Below are 16,871 nucleotides of genomic sequence, written 5' to 3'. Positions count from 1 at the left end.
CCCGTGGCTGTGATGGGCTGTATCTGACCTCGCGTTGCTCAGGCCAGGAATTCCGGTTAAACCAGCAGCCGCTCAAGATATGCCGGCCAGGGAGTGGCTTCGGGCCTGCCGGAGCCGGGTGGCTAACGATCGCAGATCGTTAGCCACCCGGCGTAGGGGCGGGGCCGGCATATTTTGAGCGGCGTAAACCTAGCTACTTGTCGTTGTCCGACTTTGCACCAAGCGTCGTCTTCTGAACCTGCATGAGGAACTCGACGTTGCTCTGCGTCTCCCGGATCTTGTTGGTCAGCAGCTCCAGGCTCTGCTGCGTCTCAAGTCCGGACAGGACACGGCGCAGCTTCCACATGATCTTGACCTCTTCAGGCGAGAGCAGGTTCTCTTCGCGACGGGTACCGGACGCGTTGACGTCCACGGCCGGGAAGATGCGCTTGTCCGCCAGCTGGCGGGACAGGCGGAGCTCCATGTTGCCGGTGCCCTTGAACTCTTCGAAGATGACCTCGTCCATCTTGGACCCGGTCTCGACGAGTGCAGTGGCCAGGATGGTCAGCGAGCCGCCGTTCTCGATGTTGCGCGCCGCACCAAAGAAGCGCTTCGGCGGGTACAGGGCTGCGGAGTCGACACCACCGGACAAGATGCGGCCGGAAGCCGGTGCTGCCAAGTTGTAGGCGCGGCCCAGGCGGGTCATGGAGTCGAGGAGCACCACGACGTCCATGCCCATTTCCACGAGGCGCTTGGCGCGTTCGATGGACAGTTCGGCCACGGTGGTGTGGTCGTCGGCGGGGCGGTCGAAGGTGGAGGCAATGACCTCGCCCTTAACCGTGCGCTGCATGTCCGTGACTTCTTCGGGACGTTCGTCAACGAGCACCATCATGAGGTGGACCTCAGGATTGTTGGTGGTGATGGCGTTGGCGATGGACTGCAGAATGAGGGTCTTGCCGGCCTTCGGCGGCGAGACGATCAGACCGCGCTGGCCCTTGCCGATCGGAGCGACCAGGTCAATGACGCGGGGGCCGATCTTCTTGGGGTCCGTCTCGAGGCGCAGGCGCTCGGACGGGTACAGCGGAACGAGCTTGGCGAACTCGACGCGGTCCTTGAGGTCGTCCGAGGTTTTGCCGTTGACGGACGTGACGCGCACCAGGGCGTTGAACTTCTGGCGGGCGGACTGCTGGCCCCGGTCCTCCCCGTCGCGGGGGGCACGGATGGCGCCCACGACGGCGTCGCCCTTGCGCAGGTTGTACTTCTTGACCTGTGCGAGGGATACGTAGACGTCGTTCGGGCCCGGCAGGTAGCCGGAGGTACGGATGAAGGCGTAGTTCTCGAGGACATCCAGGATGCCTGCCACGGGCAGCAGGACGTCGTCATCGGTCACCTCGACGTCGTCGACGTCCGGTCCCTGGCTGCGTCCCCGACGGCGGTCGTTGCGGTCGCGGAAACGGTCGTTGCGGGCGTTGCCGTCCCGGCTGTCGCGGCTGTCCGACCGCTCGTTGCGGTCGTTGCGGTCGCGGCGGTTGCGGCGGTTGCGGCGGCTGCCGCCCTCGGCGTCGTCGCTTTCGCGGCTGTCCTCCCGGCGGTTGTCGCGGCCGCCTGCGGTTTCCGCAGAGTCGCGGCCTCCGCGGGTGCGGCCACCTTCACGGCGGTCGGTGCGCTGGCCGGCGTCGCCGGTCTCGGCGCCCTGCTCGCGAGCCTCGGCACCGCGGGTTTCAGCAGCGCGGGTTTCAGCAGCGCGGGCTTCAGCGCCACGGGTTTCGGCGGCACGAGCTTCAGCACCACGGGTTTCGGGCGCAGGGGCTTCGGCGGGAGCTTCAGCCGTTTCGGCCTGCGGAGCCGTAGCGACAGCCTCGCGGCGGCGGTTCCGGGTGCGCGGCGGGCGGCGTTCGCCGGCGCCTTCACCGGCGGACGGCTCGGCAGTCTCTGCGGCTGCCGGAGCGGCCGGGGCTTCGACCGCAGCGGTCTCGGCGGCGGGTTCCGCCACCGGAGTGGAGACCACTCCGTCGCTCACGGCACGGCGGCTGCGGCCACGGCCGCGGGCACGGGTGCCTTCCTGGGCCGGAGCTTCGGTAACTTCCGCCGGAGCGGCCGCAGCCGGGGCGTCTGCAACAGCGGCGCTGCTGTCAGCGGCCTTCCCGGCAGACCGGGCCGGAGCCTTGCTCGCCGAAGTACCCGCACGGTGCGCGGAAATAGCAGAAACCAGGTCTCCCTTGCGCATGCGGGAACCGCCCGAAATTCCCAGCTGGCTGGCAAGAGCCTGCAGCTGGGCGAGCTTAAGGCCAGCGAGGCCACTGCTCTTGGCGGGTGCTTCCGTCAACGATCCGGAAACAGAAGATGATGTGTCCACAGCTGGCGACAGCTCAGTGGTTTCGGTCACGAAGGATCCTTCCCCCTCGACGGCGTCCAGACTGGGAGCTGGACGCGATGATTTGATCTGGGCTGCAGTTCAGATCTGCAGCCGGGATTTCGGCCTTGCCGGATGGAATTCGCGGCAGGGCCGGATACTGATCACCTTCAACGCTCCGAATAAAACGGGGCGTTGGCCTGACGGTTCAGGAAACAGAAAAGTTTCTGTGGATCCTGGTCAGGCCAAGGAGGCGACACCGGAAAATACTGCGCATTACGAGAACGAAGCAGCAGCAGATCTGAGCAGGTCCGGACCAGAATCGGCAACATGGCCAATAATCAGGGTCTTTGACTGCACGGTCTCTTGGCTGCAGGGCCTCCGACTACAGAGTCGCTGTCTGACTGCATAAACTGCGGTGACTGAATGCGGGTTTACCGCCGGTGCACTCCCACTTTAGCACCTTCGACGTCCACTGCCAGCTTCATCACACGCCAGTTGATGTCGGGCGTGTTTGTTCCGGTGTACGTGTCAATGAACTGCAGCACGGCCGCAGCATCCGTCTCACTGTTTGCGAGCACCAGGACGGTGGGCCCGGCACCCGAAACCACGGCTGCGTGCCCGGCTCCCCGCAGTGCCTTGATCAAGGCGGCGCTGGGCCTCATGGCTTCTGCCCGGTAGCTCTGGTGCAGGTAGTCCTCGGTGCCGGCAAGCAGGAACTCCGGCTTGTGCGTCAGCGCGTGGATCAGGAGGGCTGCCCGGCCAGAGTTCATGGCCGCGGCGTGGTGGCCCACCGATGCCGGCAGCAACGCGCGCGCCGCCTCGGTGGAAAGCTCGTAGTCCGGCACAGCCACGATGGGAATAACGGCTTCATCCACCGTTGCGCACGTGCTCCTGTACCGGTCACTGTCCTGCCACGACAGCGCCAGACCGCCGAATATGGCTGGGGCGACGTTGTCCGGGTGGCCCTCCATCTCACTGGTCAGCTGCAGGATCCACTCGCGGTCCTGCTGGCCTCCCGCGGGAAGCAGGGCGTTTGCCGCCGTCACTGCAGCCACCACGGCTGACGCCGAGGAACCCAGGCCGCGGCCGTGCGGGGCCACATTTTCGGCCGTGATCTTCAGGCCGTTGTGCCGGTAGCCGAGGCGCTCGAAGGCGGCGTTCATGGCCCGCACCACCAGGTGGCTGGCATCACGGGGCAGGGATTCAGCGCCTTCACCGCTGAGCTCGAAGAGCAATTCACCGCTGTCCAGGCTCTCCACGGTCAGGGTGTCGTGCAGGGTCAGGGCAAGTCCGAGGCTGTCATAGCCCGGGCCGAGGTTGGCGCTCGTGGCCGGCACCCGGACGGTGACCTGCTGCCCGCCTTGGATGGCGGGCAGCTGGGCTGTTTGCGGCAGCATGGTTTCCAAGGCTATTTGACTTCCAGTCCCAGTTCCGCCGCGACGGTGACCACGTCATTGGACACCTTGACGGGCTGAACGTCACTGCCGTCCAGGGTCCGCAGGGCCCACTGCGGATCTTTGAGTCCGTGACCGGTAACGGTGATGACGATGGTCTTGCCGGTAGGAACCTCGCCGGCAGTGTGCTTCTTGAGCAGGCCCGCCACGCCGGCGGCGGAGCCGGGCTCCACGAAGACGCCCTCCTTGGAGGACAGCCAGCGGTGCGCGGCCAGGATCTCGTCGTCCGTCACGGCATCGATGAAGCCGCCGGACTCATCGCGGGCGGCGATGGCGCCGTCCCATGACGCGGGGTTGCCGATCCGGATTGCCGTGGCAATGGTGTCCGGCTCAGTGATGGGGTGGCCCGCCACGAACGGTGCCGCGCCGGCGGCCTGGAAGCCCCACATCTGGGGTGTCCTGGTGGAGACGGCGGGAAGGGTGCCGGCCGTTGCGGAGTCGAAAGGCGCCGAGTACTCCTTGTAGCCCTTCCAGTACGCCGTGATGTTGCCGGCGTTGCCGACGGGCAGGACGTGGATGTCCGGCGCATCGCCGAGGGCGTCCACGATTTCGAAGGCGCCCGTTTTCTGGCCCTGGATGCGGGCCGGGTTGACGGAGTTCACCAGGAAGACCGGGTAGGACTCGCCGAGCTTGCGGGCGATGTCGAGGCAGTTGTCGAAGTTGCCGTCCACCTGCAGCAGCGTGGCACCGTGGGCGATCGCCTGGCTGAGCTTGCCCATGGAGATCTTGCCTTCCGGCACCAGCACCGCGCACTTCAGGCCCGCGGCGGTGGCGTAGGCGGCAGCCGATGCGGATGTGTTGCCGGTGGAGGCGCACACAACGGCCTTGGCTCCGGACTCCACGGCTGCGGTCATGGCCATGGTCATGCCCCGGTCCTTGAAGGATCCCGTGGGGTTCATGCCTTCGACTTTGAGGTATACCTCGGAGCCGGTGAGCTCGGACAGCTTCTGCGCGTGGACCAGCGGCGTGCCGCCCTCACCGAGGGTGATGACCGTGGTGTTTTCTGTGACAGGCAAACGATCAGCGTATTCGCGGATGACCCCGCGCCATTGGTGAGCCACTTAAGCTCCTTCTACCCGCAGTACGGATGTAACGGAATTAATCACGTCAAGGCCCTTGACGGCTTCGACGGTCGCTGCGAGTGCAGCTTCGCTTGCGCGGTGGGTGACGATCCGCAGTTCAGCGGACTCCACATTGGAGTCGGCATCGCGATGGATGGTCTGGCGCATGATTTCGATGGATACACCGTGCTCGGCGAACAGCTGGGCGATCTTCGCCAGGACGCCGGGCTGGTCCGCGACGTCCAGGCCGATGTAGTAGCTGGTGGTCGCAGCGTCGATCGGAAGCGCGGGGACGTGGCCGGTGGTGGATTCGATGCGGCCCGGTCCGCCCAAAACGATCCGGCGGGCCGCCGAGACGAGGTCACCCAGCACAGCGGACGCCGTGGGGGTTCCACCGGCGCCCTGGCCGTAGAACATCAGTTCCCCGGCGTTCTCGGCCTCAATGAAGACGGCGTTGAAGGCGCCGCGGACAGCGGCCAGGGGGTGTTCCCGCGGAAGGAGCGTGGGGTGGACCCGCACCGAGACTCCTTCGCCGCCGTCGGCGTCGGTCAGCTTCTCGGCGATGGCCAGCAGCTTGATGACGAATCCGGCGTCCTTGGCTGCGGCGATGTCCGCGGCACTGACGCGGGTGATGCCTTCGCAGTACACGTGCGCCAGGTCGAAGCGCGTGTGGAAGGAGAGGGAAGCGAGGATCGCCGCTTTGGCTGCCGCGTCAAGGCCTTCGACATCCGCGGTGGGGTCGGCTTCGGCGTAGCCCAGGCGCTGCGCCTCGGCAAGGGCGTCGGCAAACGTGGCGCCCGTCGTATCCATCTGATCCAGGATGAAGTTGGTGGTGCCGTTGACAATGCCCAGGACCCGCGTGATGCGGTCCCCGGACAGGCTGTCGCGGATGGGGCGAAGGATGGGAATGGCTCCCGCGACGGCTGCTTCATAGGACAGCTCAACGCCGGCCTTGTCTGCCTCTTCGTAAAGGGTGGGGCCATCCGCGGCGAGCAACGCCTTATTGCCCGTCACCACGCTCGCACCGTTCTGGATGGCTGCAAGGATCAGCGAGCGGGCCGGCTCGAGGCCACCCATCAGCTCGATCACGAGGTCGGCGTCCTTGACCAGGGTTTCGGCGTCGGTGGTGAACAGCTCGCGCGGGAGCTCAACGTCGCGTTCCGTTTCCAGGTTGCGCACGGCGATGCCGGCGAGCTGCAGGTGGGCACCGGTCCGGGGAGCCAGGTTCTCAGCGTCGTCAATGAGAATCCGCGCGACCTGGGCCCCAACGTTGCCACAGCCCAGCAGGGCTACTTTCAGGGTTCGCAATTCGGTCATTCAGACTCCCATGTCGCGGTTCAGCAAATCTTCTTCGGTTTCCCCGCGGACAATCAGCCGGACAGATCCATCGCGCACAGCGACAACGCCAGGCCGGGCCAGATAGTTGTAGTTGCTTGACAGGGCCCAGCAGTAGGCGCCGGTACCCGGTACAGCGAGCAGATCACCGGCTGCCACGTCCTCGGGCAGATATACATCTCTAACAACTATGTCGCCGCTCTCGCAATGTTTGCCCACTACGCGGGACAGCTGCGGAGCCGCTTCGGAGGTCCTTGAGGCCAGAATCGCCGAATAATCCGCGTCGTACAGCACCGGACGGGCGTTGTCGCTCATGCCGCCGTCCACCGACACATAGCGGCGCGGATGCGTAACGTTTTCACCCGCTTCACCCGCGGATTCCGCACCACCGTTGGCGGGAGCGTCGACGCGGACGGTTTTCAGGGTGCCCACCTCGTACAGCGTGAAGGTGCTGCTGCCCACGATCGCCCGCCCCGGTTCGATGGAGATCCGCGGCGCGGAAATGTTCAGTTCAGCGCACTTTGACCGGACGACGGCGGCCATCGCCTGCGCGATGTCGGCAGGCGGCCGGGGCGTGTCCACCGGTGTGTAGGCAATTCCGTATCCGCCGCCAAGGTCGAGTTCGGGAAGGCTAATCGAATACTTCTGCTGCATCTCTGCCAGAAAACCCAGCAGCTTCTCAGCGGCGAGCGCGAACCCGTCGGGTTCGAAGATCTGCGAACCGATGTGGCAGTGCAGGCCCAGCAGGTCAATGCCGGCGTAGCCCGTGGCAGCGGCCACGGCTTCCTCTGCTGCCGAGAGACCGGCCTGGTCCGTCGAGTCGCCGGCCATGGACAGGCCGAACTTCTGGTCTTCATGGGCGGTGGCGATGAACTCGTGGGTGTGGGCATGCACGCCGGGGGTGAGCCGCAGCATGACTTTGGCCGTCTCGCCCCGTCCGGAGGCGATTTTGGCCACGCGCTCCAGCTCGTCCAGGCTGTCCACCACGATCCGGCCCAGCTTCATGTCCAGCGCGCGGTTGATCTCGGCGTCGGACTTGTTGTTGCCGTGCAGGCTCAGGTCGGCGCCGTTGATGCCCGCACGGGCGGCGACAGCAAGTTCGCCGCCAGAGCAGGTGTCCAGGCGCAGGCCTTCGTCAGCCGCCCAGCGTGCCACAGCAGTGCAGAGGAAGGACTTGCCTGCATAGTAGACATCCACTCCCCCGCAGATGTCGGCAAAGGCGTCCTCGAAGGCGTCCTTGAAGGAGCGGGCGCGGGCCCGGAAATCGGCCTCGCTCATGACGAACAGCGGCGTGCCGAACTGTTCCTTCAGCTTGCTGACCGGAATACCGTCAACGGCCAGTTCGCCGTCGGGGTTGCGCTCGACGCCGGCAGCCCACAGGGGCTCCTGCAGCGCGTTCAGGTCCGCCGGGACAGCAAGCCAGTCCGGGGCGAGGGGGGAACCAGCGTTCAGCGTATGTGCATTAATCGAGGCGTTTGCAGTCATTCCACTCACATCCGTTCCGGCGCGGAAACGCCCAGCAGATCCAGGCCGTTGGCGAGCACCTGGCTGGTGGCGTCATTGAGCCACAGCCGGGTGCGGTTGAGATCGGTGACGGGTTCATCGCCCAGTGGCGCAATGCGGCAGGCGTCGTACCAGCGGTGGTAGGCCCCGGCGATGACCTCAAGGTGGCGGGCCACGCGGTGGGGTTCGCGCAGTTCCGCGGCCTTGGCCACGATGGACGGGTAACTGCCGAGGTAGGACAGCAGCTCATTTTCGGTCGCGTGGTCCAGCAGGGAAGCATCGAAGGCGCTGCGGTCCACGCCCGCCGCCACTGCATTGCGCGCTGCGCCACGGGACCGGGCATGGGCATACTGCACGTAGAACACCGGATTTTCGTTGCTGTGTTTCTTGAGCAGCTCCGGGTCCAAGGTGAGCGGGGAGTCGGCCGGGAAGCGGGCCAGCGAGTAGCGCACGGCGTCCTTCCCCAGCCACGAGATCAGGTCCTTGAGCTCGATGATGTTGCCGGCGCGCTTGGACAGCTTGGCCCCGTTCACCGAGACCAGCTGGCCGATGAGCACCTCGATGTTGACCTCGGGGTCATCGCCTGCGGCGGCCGCGATCGCCTTGAGCCGGTGAATGTAGCCGTGGTGGTCGGCACCCAGCAGGTAGATCTTTTCGGTGTAGCCGCGGTCCTTCTTGGACAGGTAGTACGCGGCGTCGGCGGCGAAGTACGTGGGTTCACCGTTCGCCCGGATCATCACGCGGTCCTTGTCGTCGCCGAAGTCGGTGGTGCGCAGCCAGACGGCGCCGCCGTCGTCGAACACGTGGCCCTGCTCGCGAAGGCGGGCCACGGCATCTTCGATGGCGCCGGCGTCGTGAAGCTCCTGTTCGGAGAAGAACACGTCGAAGGAGACGCCGAACTCGGCCAGCGTGTCCTTGATGTCCTTCAGCTGCGCCTGGTACGCCGCTGCCCGGATCACGGGAAGGGCCGCCACGTCCGTCAGTTCGCGGATGTCGGGGTGCTGGGTGAGCACTTCATGGCCGAGGTCGCGGATGTACTCCCCCGGGTAGCCTCCCTCGGGAACATCCCTGCCGTGCAGGCGGGCCAGGACGGAGTTGGCAAAAACGTTCATTTGCGAGCCGGCGTCATTGATGTAGTACTCGGCCGTGACGTCCGCCCCGGACGCCCTCAGCACGCGGGCAATGGAATCCCCGAGTGCCGCCCAGCGGGTGTGACCAATGTGCAGCGGTCCGGTGGGGTTGGCCGAGACGAACTCCATGTTGACCGTGTGGCCTGCGAGCGCGGAGTTGGTGCCGTACTCCGGGCCTGCTTCCACGATCGCCTTGGCGAGTGCACCGGCGGCGGCTGCATCAACGGTGATGTTCATGAAGCCGGGCCCGGCGATCTCCACTGCCGCCACTCCGCTGATCTTCTGCAGGCGGGTGCTGAGTACGGTGGCGAAATCCCGTGGCTTGGTGCCTGCCTGCTTGGCCAGCTGCAGGGCAATGTTTGTGGCCCAGTCGCCGTGCTCCCGGTTCTTCGGGCGCTCGACGAGGACGGCGTCCGGAACCGCCGACTCGGAAAGCGCGATCTCGCCGGCGGCGACGGCGTCCTTCAGGCAGGCGGATATGGCGAGGGAGAGTTCTTCGGGAGTCACACTCCTAGACTACCGGGGGGCCCGCCTTGCAGCGGAATTCCGGGTTACGGTGTGAGAGGCGTCATCCACAGCAAATACTATGCAAATTCACAGATTCAGCATTTACCCTGTTTCCAGCATCGTCCGCCCCGGTAAGTGCCCGTACGAAACGAAACGAGACACCCGTGAATCCATCGCTCCGTCATAGTCTTTTCGCTGGCATGGCCGGCCTGTCGCTGGCCGGAACTGTAGCCGGCTGTGCGCCCTCCGCCCAGGAAACCCCGTCCGCCGCCTCGGAGACCGCAGCACCTGGTTCGTCTGCCCTTGCATCGTCCGGTGCGGAGGGTTCCGGCGCAAGCTACAAGGACGGCACCTACACTGCAGACGGAACCTACAAGTCGCCGAACGGCACGGAGACCGTGGGCGTGCAGCTGACACTGGCCAGCGGCAAAGTGTCGGCTGTTGACATCACCCAGCACCCGTCCAACCCGAACACGCGCAAGTTCCAGGGGGAGTTCGCCGGCGGGATCGCCGAGCAGGTGGTCGGCAAGAGCCTCGACGAAATCAAAGTCTCCAAGATTGCGGGCTCCTCACTGACCAGCGGGGGCTTCAACCAGGCCGTCGAAGCGATCAAGACGCAAGCACGGTAAGCGGCGGCGGCATGGACTCAGACAGGAACCGCAGCGGAAGGAGAGCCCATGCCGCATCCTGGCTGGCAGAACTTCGGGTTTGACGGCATAGGAACCAACTGGGAAATTTCCACGCCGGAACCGCTGGACCCAGGACTGCGCAGCCGTGTGCTCGCTGAGGTGGAGCGCTACGACTCCATATGGTCCCGCTTCCGCGGCAATTCGCTGGTCACCCGGATAGCCGCCCAGCCGGGGCAATTTGACCTGCCCGCGGAATCCGCTGGCCTCGCCGCCCTCTACCGCGTTCTCTACACGCTCAGCGATGGTGCCATGACACCGCTCATCGGCGAAAGCCTGGAGCAGCTGGGCTATGATCCCGGCTACTCCCTTCGCCCGAGGGGAGCCGCCGCCCCGCCGCCGGCCTGGGACGATGTCCTGGAATGGTGCGGGACATCTCTCACGGCCCACGCTCCCTTGGTGCTGGATATTGGGGCTGCCGGAAAGGGCCGGCTCGTGGACCTCCTGGCGGACATGCTGAGGGACCACGGCATCACTGACTTCTTCATCGACGCAAGCGGCGACCTCCTGAACAACGGGGAACAACCGGTAACGGTCGGCCTCGAGCATCCCTATGACGCCAGCAAGGCGATCGGTGCGGTTTCCCTCGGTCCAGGGGCGCTTTGTGCCTCGGCATCCAACCGGCGAGCGTGGGGCGACGGGCTCCATCACGTGCTGGACGGCACCACGGGCACACCGGTCAGAACAGTCGTGGCCGCGTGGGCCATGGCCGGAACCGCCATGGAGGCTGACGCCCTTGCCACCGCGCTGTTCCTTGTCCCCGCGCAGGTACTTGAGCGGCAATTCCGTTTTTCCTGGCTTAAGGTTTTTTCCAACGGCAGCGCGGAGTACTCCGCGGAATTCGAAGGGGCGCTGTTCACATGAGTTCGACAACCTCCCGGCAGCGAACCTCGCCCGTCACCGCGCTCGATGCCTTCCTGGGCCGTTTCACCATGTACCGGCTGGTGCTGCTGGTCCTTGCCGTGCTGACCGTCTACAGCCTGGTCCTCGATGTCCTTGGCTGGCTGACGTTCGGTGTTCCCCACATGCTCGCCCATCTTGCTCTGTGCCTCGGGCTGACGTACGGCTCCAACCGTATCCTCGCTGCGCTGTTCCGCGTCCGGCCGCATTCCGAATCGTCGCTGATCACGGGACTTCTGCTGTATTTCCTGTTCTGGCCCACCGAGTTCGGTCCGTCGTTTGCGCCCGCCGACGTGGCAGGCGTGGCTCTCGCCTGCGTCCTCGCCTCGGCCTCGAAATATGCCCTCGCCTGGCGCGGACGCCACATCTTCAATCCGGCGGCCGCGGGTGCCTTCATCACGGGCCTGACCGGGCTGAATATCGCCACGTGGTGGGCAGGCACGCCGGCCATGCTTTGGCTGATCGTTCCCGGGGTCCTTCTGGTGCTTTACCGGATCCGGAAGATGCCCATGGCCGCGGTATTCATCGCGGTGGCCACGACCGTTGTGGCGGCCGGGCTGCTGCAATCCGGCATGGACGCGGGCGCGGCGGTGTGGCAGCCGCTGGCACAGAGCCCGGTGCTTTTCTTCGTCGGGTTCATGCTCACCGAACCGCTGACTTTGCCTCCCCGGCGCTGGCAGCAGCTGGCGCTGGCCGCCGTCGTCGGATTCCTTTTTGCAACTCCCTTCAACTTCGGCCTCGTGGCAAATTCGCCGGAGCTGGCGCTGCTGATCGGGAACCTGCTGGCCTTCCTGGCCGGCCAGCGGGGCAGCGTGCGGCTGCTGTTCAGCCACTCCCGCACGCTCACGCCGACGACGACCGAATTCGTCTTCCGGCCACGCCGTCCCCTCCGCCATGAGCCCGGCCAGTACCTGGAGCTGGATCTTCCTCATGCCGAAGCCGACGGAAAGGGCCGCCGGCGGGTGTTCAGTCTGACCAGCCCGCCCGATGCGCCGGAAGTCAAGATCGGCGTGGGGACCGCCGAACCAGCCTCCGCCGCCAAGAGGAAGCTATTGGCGCTTGAGCCCGGTGAGGAGCTCACGGCCACCACCGTGGCCGGCGATTTTGTCCTGCCGCGCCGCTCCAACGGTCCTGTCCTGCTGATTGCGGCCGGCATCGGCATTACGCCGTACCTGGCACTGCTGTCCAGCGGCTTGACCAGCGACCGGGACACCGTCCTTCTCTACCTGGCCAGGAACGCCACCGAACTCGCCTATGCCGCGGAGTTGGAAAAGTCCGGGGCCCGCATCATAGCCCGGCTTGCCGACGGTTCGGCTCCGCCGGACTTCATCGAAGATGCCGGCACCCATCTGGCCCGGGGTGCCCGGCTGGACGGCCCGTCCCTGAAGCGGCTGGTTCCCGACATTGCCCGACGGAGGGTTTTCATCTCGGGTTCCCCGGCCAGCGTGGGCTCGCTGCGGCGCGCCGCCCGGCAGGCTGGTGCCCGGCGGATCCACGTGGACTCGTTCGCAGGGTACTGAGGGCGGGGCTCAAGTGAAATGCGGTACTCATGTGAAATGAGCGGCTCGGGCTGCTGGCAGGGTGCCGGTTTTCCATTCGGCCCCATCTTCCTGATAAGCTCTAGGACGTCCCGCCGGTAACGGCAGGAACCCTGACTGCCCTCGTAGCTCAGGGGATAGAGCGTCTGCCTCCGGAGCAGAAGGCCGTAGGTTCGAATCCTATCGAGGGCACAGAAGAACCCCGTTACTTCCTATAAGTAGCGGGGTTTTCTGCACCCCCAGTGCGCCTCCGCAAATTGTCGGTGGCCGCTCGTAGGCTCATTTGCATGATCTGTTCCATCATTCCGCCCTACATGCTCCGGCGCCTCGCCGCCCAGGATTCCCCGCGGTTCAACGCGGCGGCGAGAGCGGCTAAAGAGGCGCTGCTGCATGTGAAGACCGTGCAGGCTGCCAGGACGGCTCTCGCGCCAGCGACTCCCCCGGGCGTGAGGCAGGCTCAGCCCGCTGCGCCTAACAGGTCCGTCTTCGACGCCAATTCGAGTGAGTCACTTCCCGGGCAGCTTGTCAGGAAGGAAGGCGAGGCGGCCATCGGTGATCCGGCCGCCGATGAAGCCTATGACGGCCTGGGCCACACCCATACTCTCTACGCCGAGGTCTTCGGCCGGAATTCCATCGATGGCCTGGGAATGCCGCTCAATGCCACGGTTCATTTTGGCAAGCTCTATGACAACGCCTTCTGGGACGGCCAGCAAATGGTGTTTGGGGACGGCGACGGCGAAATCTTTGACCGGTTCACCCGTTCGCTCAGCGTGATCGGGCACGAGCTGGCCCACGGTGTCACGCAGTTGTCGGCGGGACTCGCCTATCGGAACCAGGCCGGTGCCATCAACGAATCGTTCTCCGATGTGTTTGGCGCCCTGGTGGAGCAGTACTTCCGGAAACAGTCTGCTGCGGACGCCAGCTGGCTCATCGGCGAAGGTCTCTTCACCCCGCAGGTTGAGGGATCGGCCCTTCGTTCCCTGAAGGCCCCCGGAACGGCGTATGACGACGACATCCTGGGCAAGGACCCGCAGCCGGACTCGATGGACTCATACGTCCGCACCAGTGCGGACAACGGCGGCGTCCATATTAATTCGGGCATCCCGAACCGGGCGTTCTTCCTCGTGGCGCAAACCCTGGGCGGCAACGCCTGGGAGGCGCCGGGGCAGATCTGGTACGAGACATTGACGGAAGGATCCCTGCCACCGACCGCCACGTTCAGCGTCTTCGCCAGGGCCACGGCTGCGTCGGCGAGGGAACTGTTCGGTGCGGAGTCCGCAGAGCATGACGCCGTGCGCCGGGCGTGGGAAACTGTGAAGGTAAAGCTCTAACCCAACGCCGGGTGTGCGGCGCGTCCGCGCGTCCGGCCGCCTCGGACAACCAGGACTCCGCCATGAAAATCACCGTCGAGCGCAGCGGCGGGATTGCTGCGTTGACCCGCACCTGGACAGTTCAAGCCACAACGTCCAGCGACAAGAGCCGCTGGCAGCCTATCGTCGAGGCCTGCCCGTGGGATGCAGTGCCCGACACCCGGCAAGTAGCCGAGGGACAGCCTGACCGGTTCATGTATTCCATCCGGGCTGGCGAACACCGCGCCACTCTTCCCGAAAGGGCCGTCACCGGGCCGTGGCGGGTTCTCGTGGATACGGCCAGAGCAGCGGCCGAACAGACACCTCACAACCAGACGCACCGCAAAGGCACCCGGTCCTAGGAACCAGGTTTAGGAGGCTCGCAGAGGCCAGCCCCGGGCAGTCGTTTCCATCCATGCCATCGACCGGGCACACCACGAGAAGGAACCCGCCACATAGTCCCCCCGCACGACGGCCACGAGTGCAGCCGGCCCTTGCGGTGCCCACGATGAGCTTGCGGTGCCAACGATGAGACTGTCCTAGCCGGCCGGCGTCAGCTGTCCGCGGAACGCCCTACGGTAGGACTGCGGGCTGGTGTCCAGCACCCTCGCAAAGTGGTGCCGCAGCAGCACGGGGTGGCCGAAGCCTGACAGCCGTGCCACTTCATCGATGTTCAGCTCCGTCGATTCAAGCAGTTCCTGGGCCCGCAGCACCCGCTGGGAATTCAGCCATGCCGCAGGCGTGGCACCCGTCTCCGCCCTGAACCTGCGGGCGAAGGTTCGCGGGGACATGTGCACCCTGGCCGCAAGTTCGTGGACCGGGTGTTCCTCGTCCAGGTTCTCCACCATCCATCGCAGCAGTTCCTCCATCGGCTGCGATCCGCATTCTGGCATGGGGCGGTCAATGAACTGGGCCTGGCCGCCGTCGCGGTGTGGCGGAACCACCATGTCCCGGGCTATGGCTGCCGCCACCGCGGCGCCGAGCTCCACGCGGACCAGATGCAGGCAGGCGTCTATGCCCGCTGCGGTTCCGGCACTGGAAATAATCTGGCCGTCCTGGACATAGAGAACATTTTCGTCCACTTGGACCTTGGGAAACTTTGCGGCCAACTCGCCGGAATAATGCCAGTGCGTGGTGCAGCGCCGTCCATCCAGCAGCCCCGCCCGGGCCAGCGCAAAGGCGCCGGAGCAGATGGACATGACCCAGGCACCCCGCGCATGCGCAGCCCGAAGGGTCTCCAGCACTTCCTCGGGAACGTCTTCGTCCCGCCCGTAGGGCGTCATGATCACAAGGTCCGCGTCCGCCGCGGCTTCGAGACCGAGGCTTACGTGCATGGTCAGACCAGACTTGAGGGGAATGTCCCCCGGCTCGGGCGCGCAGACCCGGAAATCGAATTTCGGGACGCCGGTGCCCCGGTCCGAACGGTCGATGCCGAACACCTCAAAGGCGGTGCTGAACTCGAAGATCGAGAAGTTGGGAACCACGATGACTGCCACTGACTTGAGCATGAAACCAGTATGGCAGAAATTTGTCTTTTATAGTCGTTTCTGCCACTTTTTTCCTCACCTCTCCGGGAGAACCATTGAGCTATGGAAATCTTCGGAATTGCCCTCGTTGTCCTGATCGTCATCTCAGTGCTTGCTTCCCTTACCGCCGTCGCGCGGGACGGGCGCGGGCACACCCCGCCGGAATACTCGATCCGGGACTGGTCCGCACTCGACCTGCCCAGCCGCAACTACACCACTCGCAACTTCTAGGTGCGCCCACTTCCCACCACCCGGCCGCCACAAAACGAAGGACCCGGCTCAGACGAGCCGGGTCCTTGGCTGTTGCAGGGTGTCAGCCGACGGCGACGTCCGACGGGTGCACTGCGAGGGGCGTGATGTCCACCTTCATGTAGGGGAAGAGCGGCAGACCCCAGAGAATCTCGTGCAGCCGGTCATTGCCGGCGACGTCGAAAATGCTGATATTGGCGTATTCGCCCACGCATCGCCAGATGCTCTGCCACTCGCCCTTGCGCTGCAGTTCCTGTGAATAGGCCTTCTCGGCGGCCAGGAGTCCAGCTTTGGCCTCCGCCTCCAGGTCCTGGGGAATGCTGACGTCCATGCGCACTGCAAAAAGCACGGGGTTTGCTCCTTCGTTTCGAGGGTCTGTCGTCGCTGAATGGGGCGGGACGTAACGGGCTAGGCGCGGGCGGCGTCCAGCACGAAGTCATAGGTGACCTCGTTGCCTACACCATCCGGACGCTTTGCGGGGTTCAGGACGAGTTCCGGCTTCACGGCCGAGGCGATGTCGTCGGACAGGTGCTGGTCTCCATCAAAGTAGAGCTGCGCGGTCAGCAACTGGTGGCCGGGGGCGGAGACTTTCAGGTGGAGGTGTGCCGGGCGCCAGGCATGCCAGCCGGCTGCGGCGATCAGCTTGCCGCAGGCTCCGTCGGTCGGGATTTGGTAGGGCGCCGGCTGGACGGTGCTAAGGGCGAAGTTGCCGCCGGCGTCCGCCACAACTGTGCCGCGCAGGTTCCACTCGGGCAGGCCCGGAGCGAATTGGGAGTAGAATCCGTTGTCGTCGGCGTGCCAGATCTCCACGTGGGCGCCGGACAGCGGGGTGCCGTCAACGGCACGGACCTGGCCCTGGAACAGCAGCGGGGTGCCGCCTTCGTCTTCCCGCATCGGCAGCGTGGCCGGTGTTTCAAGCTGCGGCGAATCCGGAATGTAGTACGGGCCTTCAATCGTGCCCTTGTTGCCTTCGCGGTCCTCCGTGGAGACTTCCTCGACGACGTGCTCCACCCAGACGTCAAGGAAGAGCGGCCATTCGCCGTCCTCGCCGACGCTGATCAGCCAGGACTTGAGTGCGTTGAACTCGTCGTAGGTCACCTTGTGCTTGCGGATCGTTTCGTAGACCGCGCCGAGAACCTCGTTGGCCAGCAGAGACACGCGCTCCTGGGGAACCGCGAGCGCGGCCGTCTTGCCGCTTTCGCGGAAACGTTCGGTGGCAGCATTGCCGGACTCCGCGGCCTTGGCGTCAAATTCGGTCAGCTGGGTTGTCATCGTTGACTCACTTTCTGCAGCCGGCG

General features: G+C 65.4%; 15 protein-coding genes and 1 tRNA gene. 7 read left to right on the top strand and 9 right to left on the bottom strand.

The window, feature by feature from the left end; translation table 11 throughout:
* Nucleotides 1–193 precede the first annotated feature (193 nt).
* From rho to argS, 6 genes are all read right to left on the bottom strand, one after another.
* The gene (gene rho / locus J7E80_RS17995) at nucleotides 194–2,365 is read right to left on the bottom strand and encodes a transcription termination factor Rho (protein ID WP_215053585.1); all 2,172 of its coding nucleotides are present in this window, start codon (nucleotides 2,363–2,365) and stop codon (nucleotides 194–196) included.
* A gap of 401 nt (nucleotides 2,366–2,766) precedes the next feature.
* A complete protein-coding gene (gene thrB, locus J7E80_RS17990) occupies nucleotides 2,767–3,732 on the bottom strand; it encodes a homoserine kinase (protein ID WP_215053584.1) in 966 nt (321 codons plus the stop codon).
* Between the two features lie 11 nt (nucleotides 3,733–3,743).
* On the bottom strand, nucleotides 3,744–4,850 hold the full coding sequence (thrC, locus tag J7E80_RS17985; RefSeq protein WP_215053583.1) for a threonine synthase: 1,107 nt from the start codon (nucleotides 4,848–4,850) through the stop codon (nucleotides 3,744–3,746).
* Nucleotides 4,851–6,167 (bottom strand): homoserine dehydrogenase, encoded by a 1,317-nt coding sequence (locus J7E80_RS17980; RefSeq protein WP_215053582.1) that lies wholly within the window; start codon nucleotides 6,165–6,167, stop codon nucleotides 4,851–4,853.
* Nucleotides 6,168–7,670, bottom strand: coding sequence for a diaminopimelate decarboxylase (lysA, locus tag J7E80_RS17975; protein WP_215053581.1), 1,503 nt, complete (start codon nucleotides 7,668–7,670; stop codon nucleotides 6,168–6,170).
* Nucleotides 7,671–7,675: 5 nt separating this feature from the next.
* A complete protein-coding gene (gene argS / locus J7E80_RS17970) occupies nucleotides 7,676–9,325 on the bottom strand; it encodes an arginine--tRNA ligase (RefSeq protein ID WP_215053580.1) in 1,650 nt (549 codons plus the stop codon).
* 164 nt (nucleotides 9,326–9,489) lie between these two features.
* On the opposite strand from argS, the gene J7E80_RS17965 reads away from it, so the two are divergent.
* The 6 genes from J7E80_RS17965 to J7E80_RS17940 all read left to right on the top strand — a co-directional run bounded on the left by J7E80_RS17965 (nucleotide 9,490) and on the right by J7E80_RS17940 (nucleotide 14,160).
* Entirely contained in the window at nucleotides 9,490–9,954 is a 465-nt protein-coding gene (locus J7E80_RS17965) for a hypothetical protein (RefSeq protein ID WP_215053579.1), read from the top strand.
* Nucleotides 9,955–10,002: 48 nt separating this feature from the next.
* The gene (locus tag J7E80_RS17960; protein ID WP_215053578.1) at nucleotides 10,003–10,875 is read left to right on the top strand and encodes an FAD:protein FMN transferase; all 873 of its coding nucleotides are present in this window, start codon (nucleotides 10,003–10,005) and stop codon (nucleotides 10,873–10,875) included.
* The gene (locus tag J7E80_RS17955) at nucleotides 10,872–12,431 is read left to right on the top strand and encodes an FAD-dependent oxidoreductase (RefSeq protein ID WP_215053577.1); all 1,560 of its coding nucleotides are present in this window, start codon (nucleotides 10,872–10,874) and stop codon (nucleotides 12,429–12,431) included. Before J7E80_RS17960 ends, J7E80_RS17955 begins: the two co-directional genes overlap by 4 nt.
* 137 nt (nucleotides 12,432–12,568) lie before the next feature.
* Nucleotides 12,569–12,641, top strand: a tRNA-Arg gene (locus tag J7E80_RS17950).
* Nucleotides 12,642–12,736: 95 nt separating this feature from the next.
* Nucleotides 12,737–13,780, top strand: coding sequence for a M4 family metallopeptidase (locus J7E80_RS17945; RefSeq protein WP_215053576.1), 1,044 nt, complete (start codon nucleotides 12,737–12,739; stop codon nucleotides 13,778–13,780).
* A 62-nt stretch (nucleotides 13,781–13,842) separates the two neighbouring features.
* A complete protein-coding gene (locus tag J7E80_RS17940) occupies nucleotides 13,843–14,160 on the top strand; it encodes a protealysin inhibitor emfourin (RefSeq protein ID WP_215053575.1) in 318 nt (105 codons plus the stop codon).
* Between the two features lie 177 nt (nucleotides 14,161–14,337).
* Here the strand turns inward: J7E80_RS17940 and J7E80_RS17935 are convergent, their stop codons facing one another.
* Nucleotides 14,338–15,306 (bottom strand): helix-turn-helix domain-containing protein, encoded by a 969-nt coding sequence (locus J7E80_RS17935; protein WP_215053574.1) that lies wholly within the window; start codon nucleotides 15,304–15,306, stop codon nucleotides 14,338–14,340.
* Between the two features lie 81 nt (nucleotides 15,307–15,387).
* Here J7E80_RS17935 and J7E80_RS17930 point away from each other — a divergent pair, with 81 nt between their 5' ends.
* A complete protein-coding gene (locus J7E80_RS17930) occupies nucleotides 15,388–15,555 on the top strand; it encodes a hypothetical protein (RefSeq protein WP_215053573.1) in 168 nt (55 codons plus the stop codon).
* Nucleotides 15,556–15,637: 82 nt separating this feature from the next.
* On the opposite strand, the gene catC is transcribed toward J7E80_RS17930, so the two are convergent.
* Both catC and catA read right to left on the bottom strand, forming a co-directional pair.
* A complete protein-coding gene (catC, locus tag J7E80_RS17925; protein ID WP_215053572.1) occupies nucleotides 15,638–15,922 on the bottom strand; it encodes a muconolactone Delta-isomerase in 285 nt (94 codons plus the stop codon).
* 59 nt (nucleotides 15,923–15,981) lie between these two features.
* The gene (catA, locus tag J7E80_RS17920; protein WP_215053571.1) at nucleotides 15,982–16,845 is read right to left on the bottom strand and encodes a catechol 1,2-dioxygenase; all 864 of its coding nucleotides are present in this window, start codon (nucleotides 16,843–16,845) and stop codon (nucleotides 15,982–15,984) included.
* Between the last annotated feature and the right edge of the window lie 26 nt (nucleotides 16,846–16,871).

The sequence above is a fragment of the Arthrobacter sp. ISL-28 genome (genome assembly GCF_018613875.1).
GTDB lineage: Bacteria > Actinomycetota > Actinomycetes > Actinomycetales > Micrococcaceae > Arthrobacter.
This window is presented reverse-complemented; position numbering and strand designations above follow the sequence as displayed.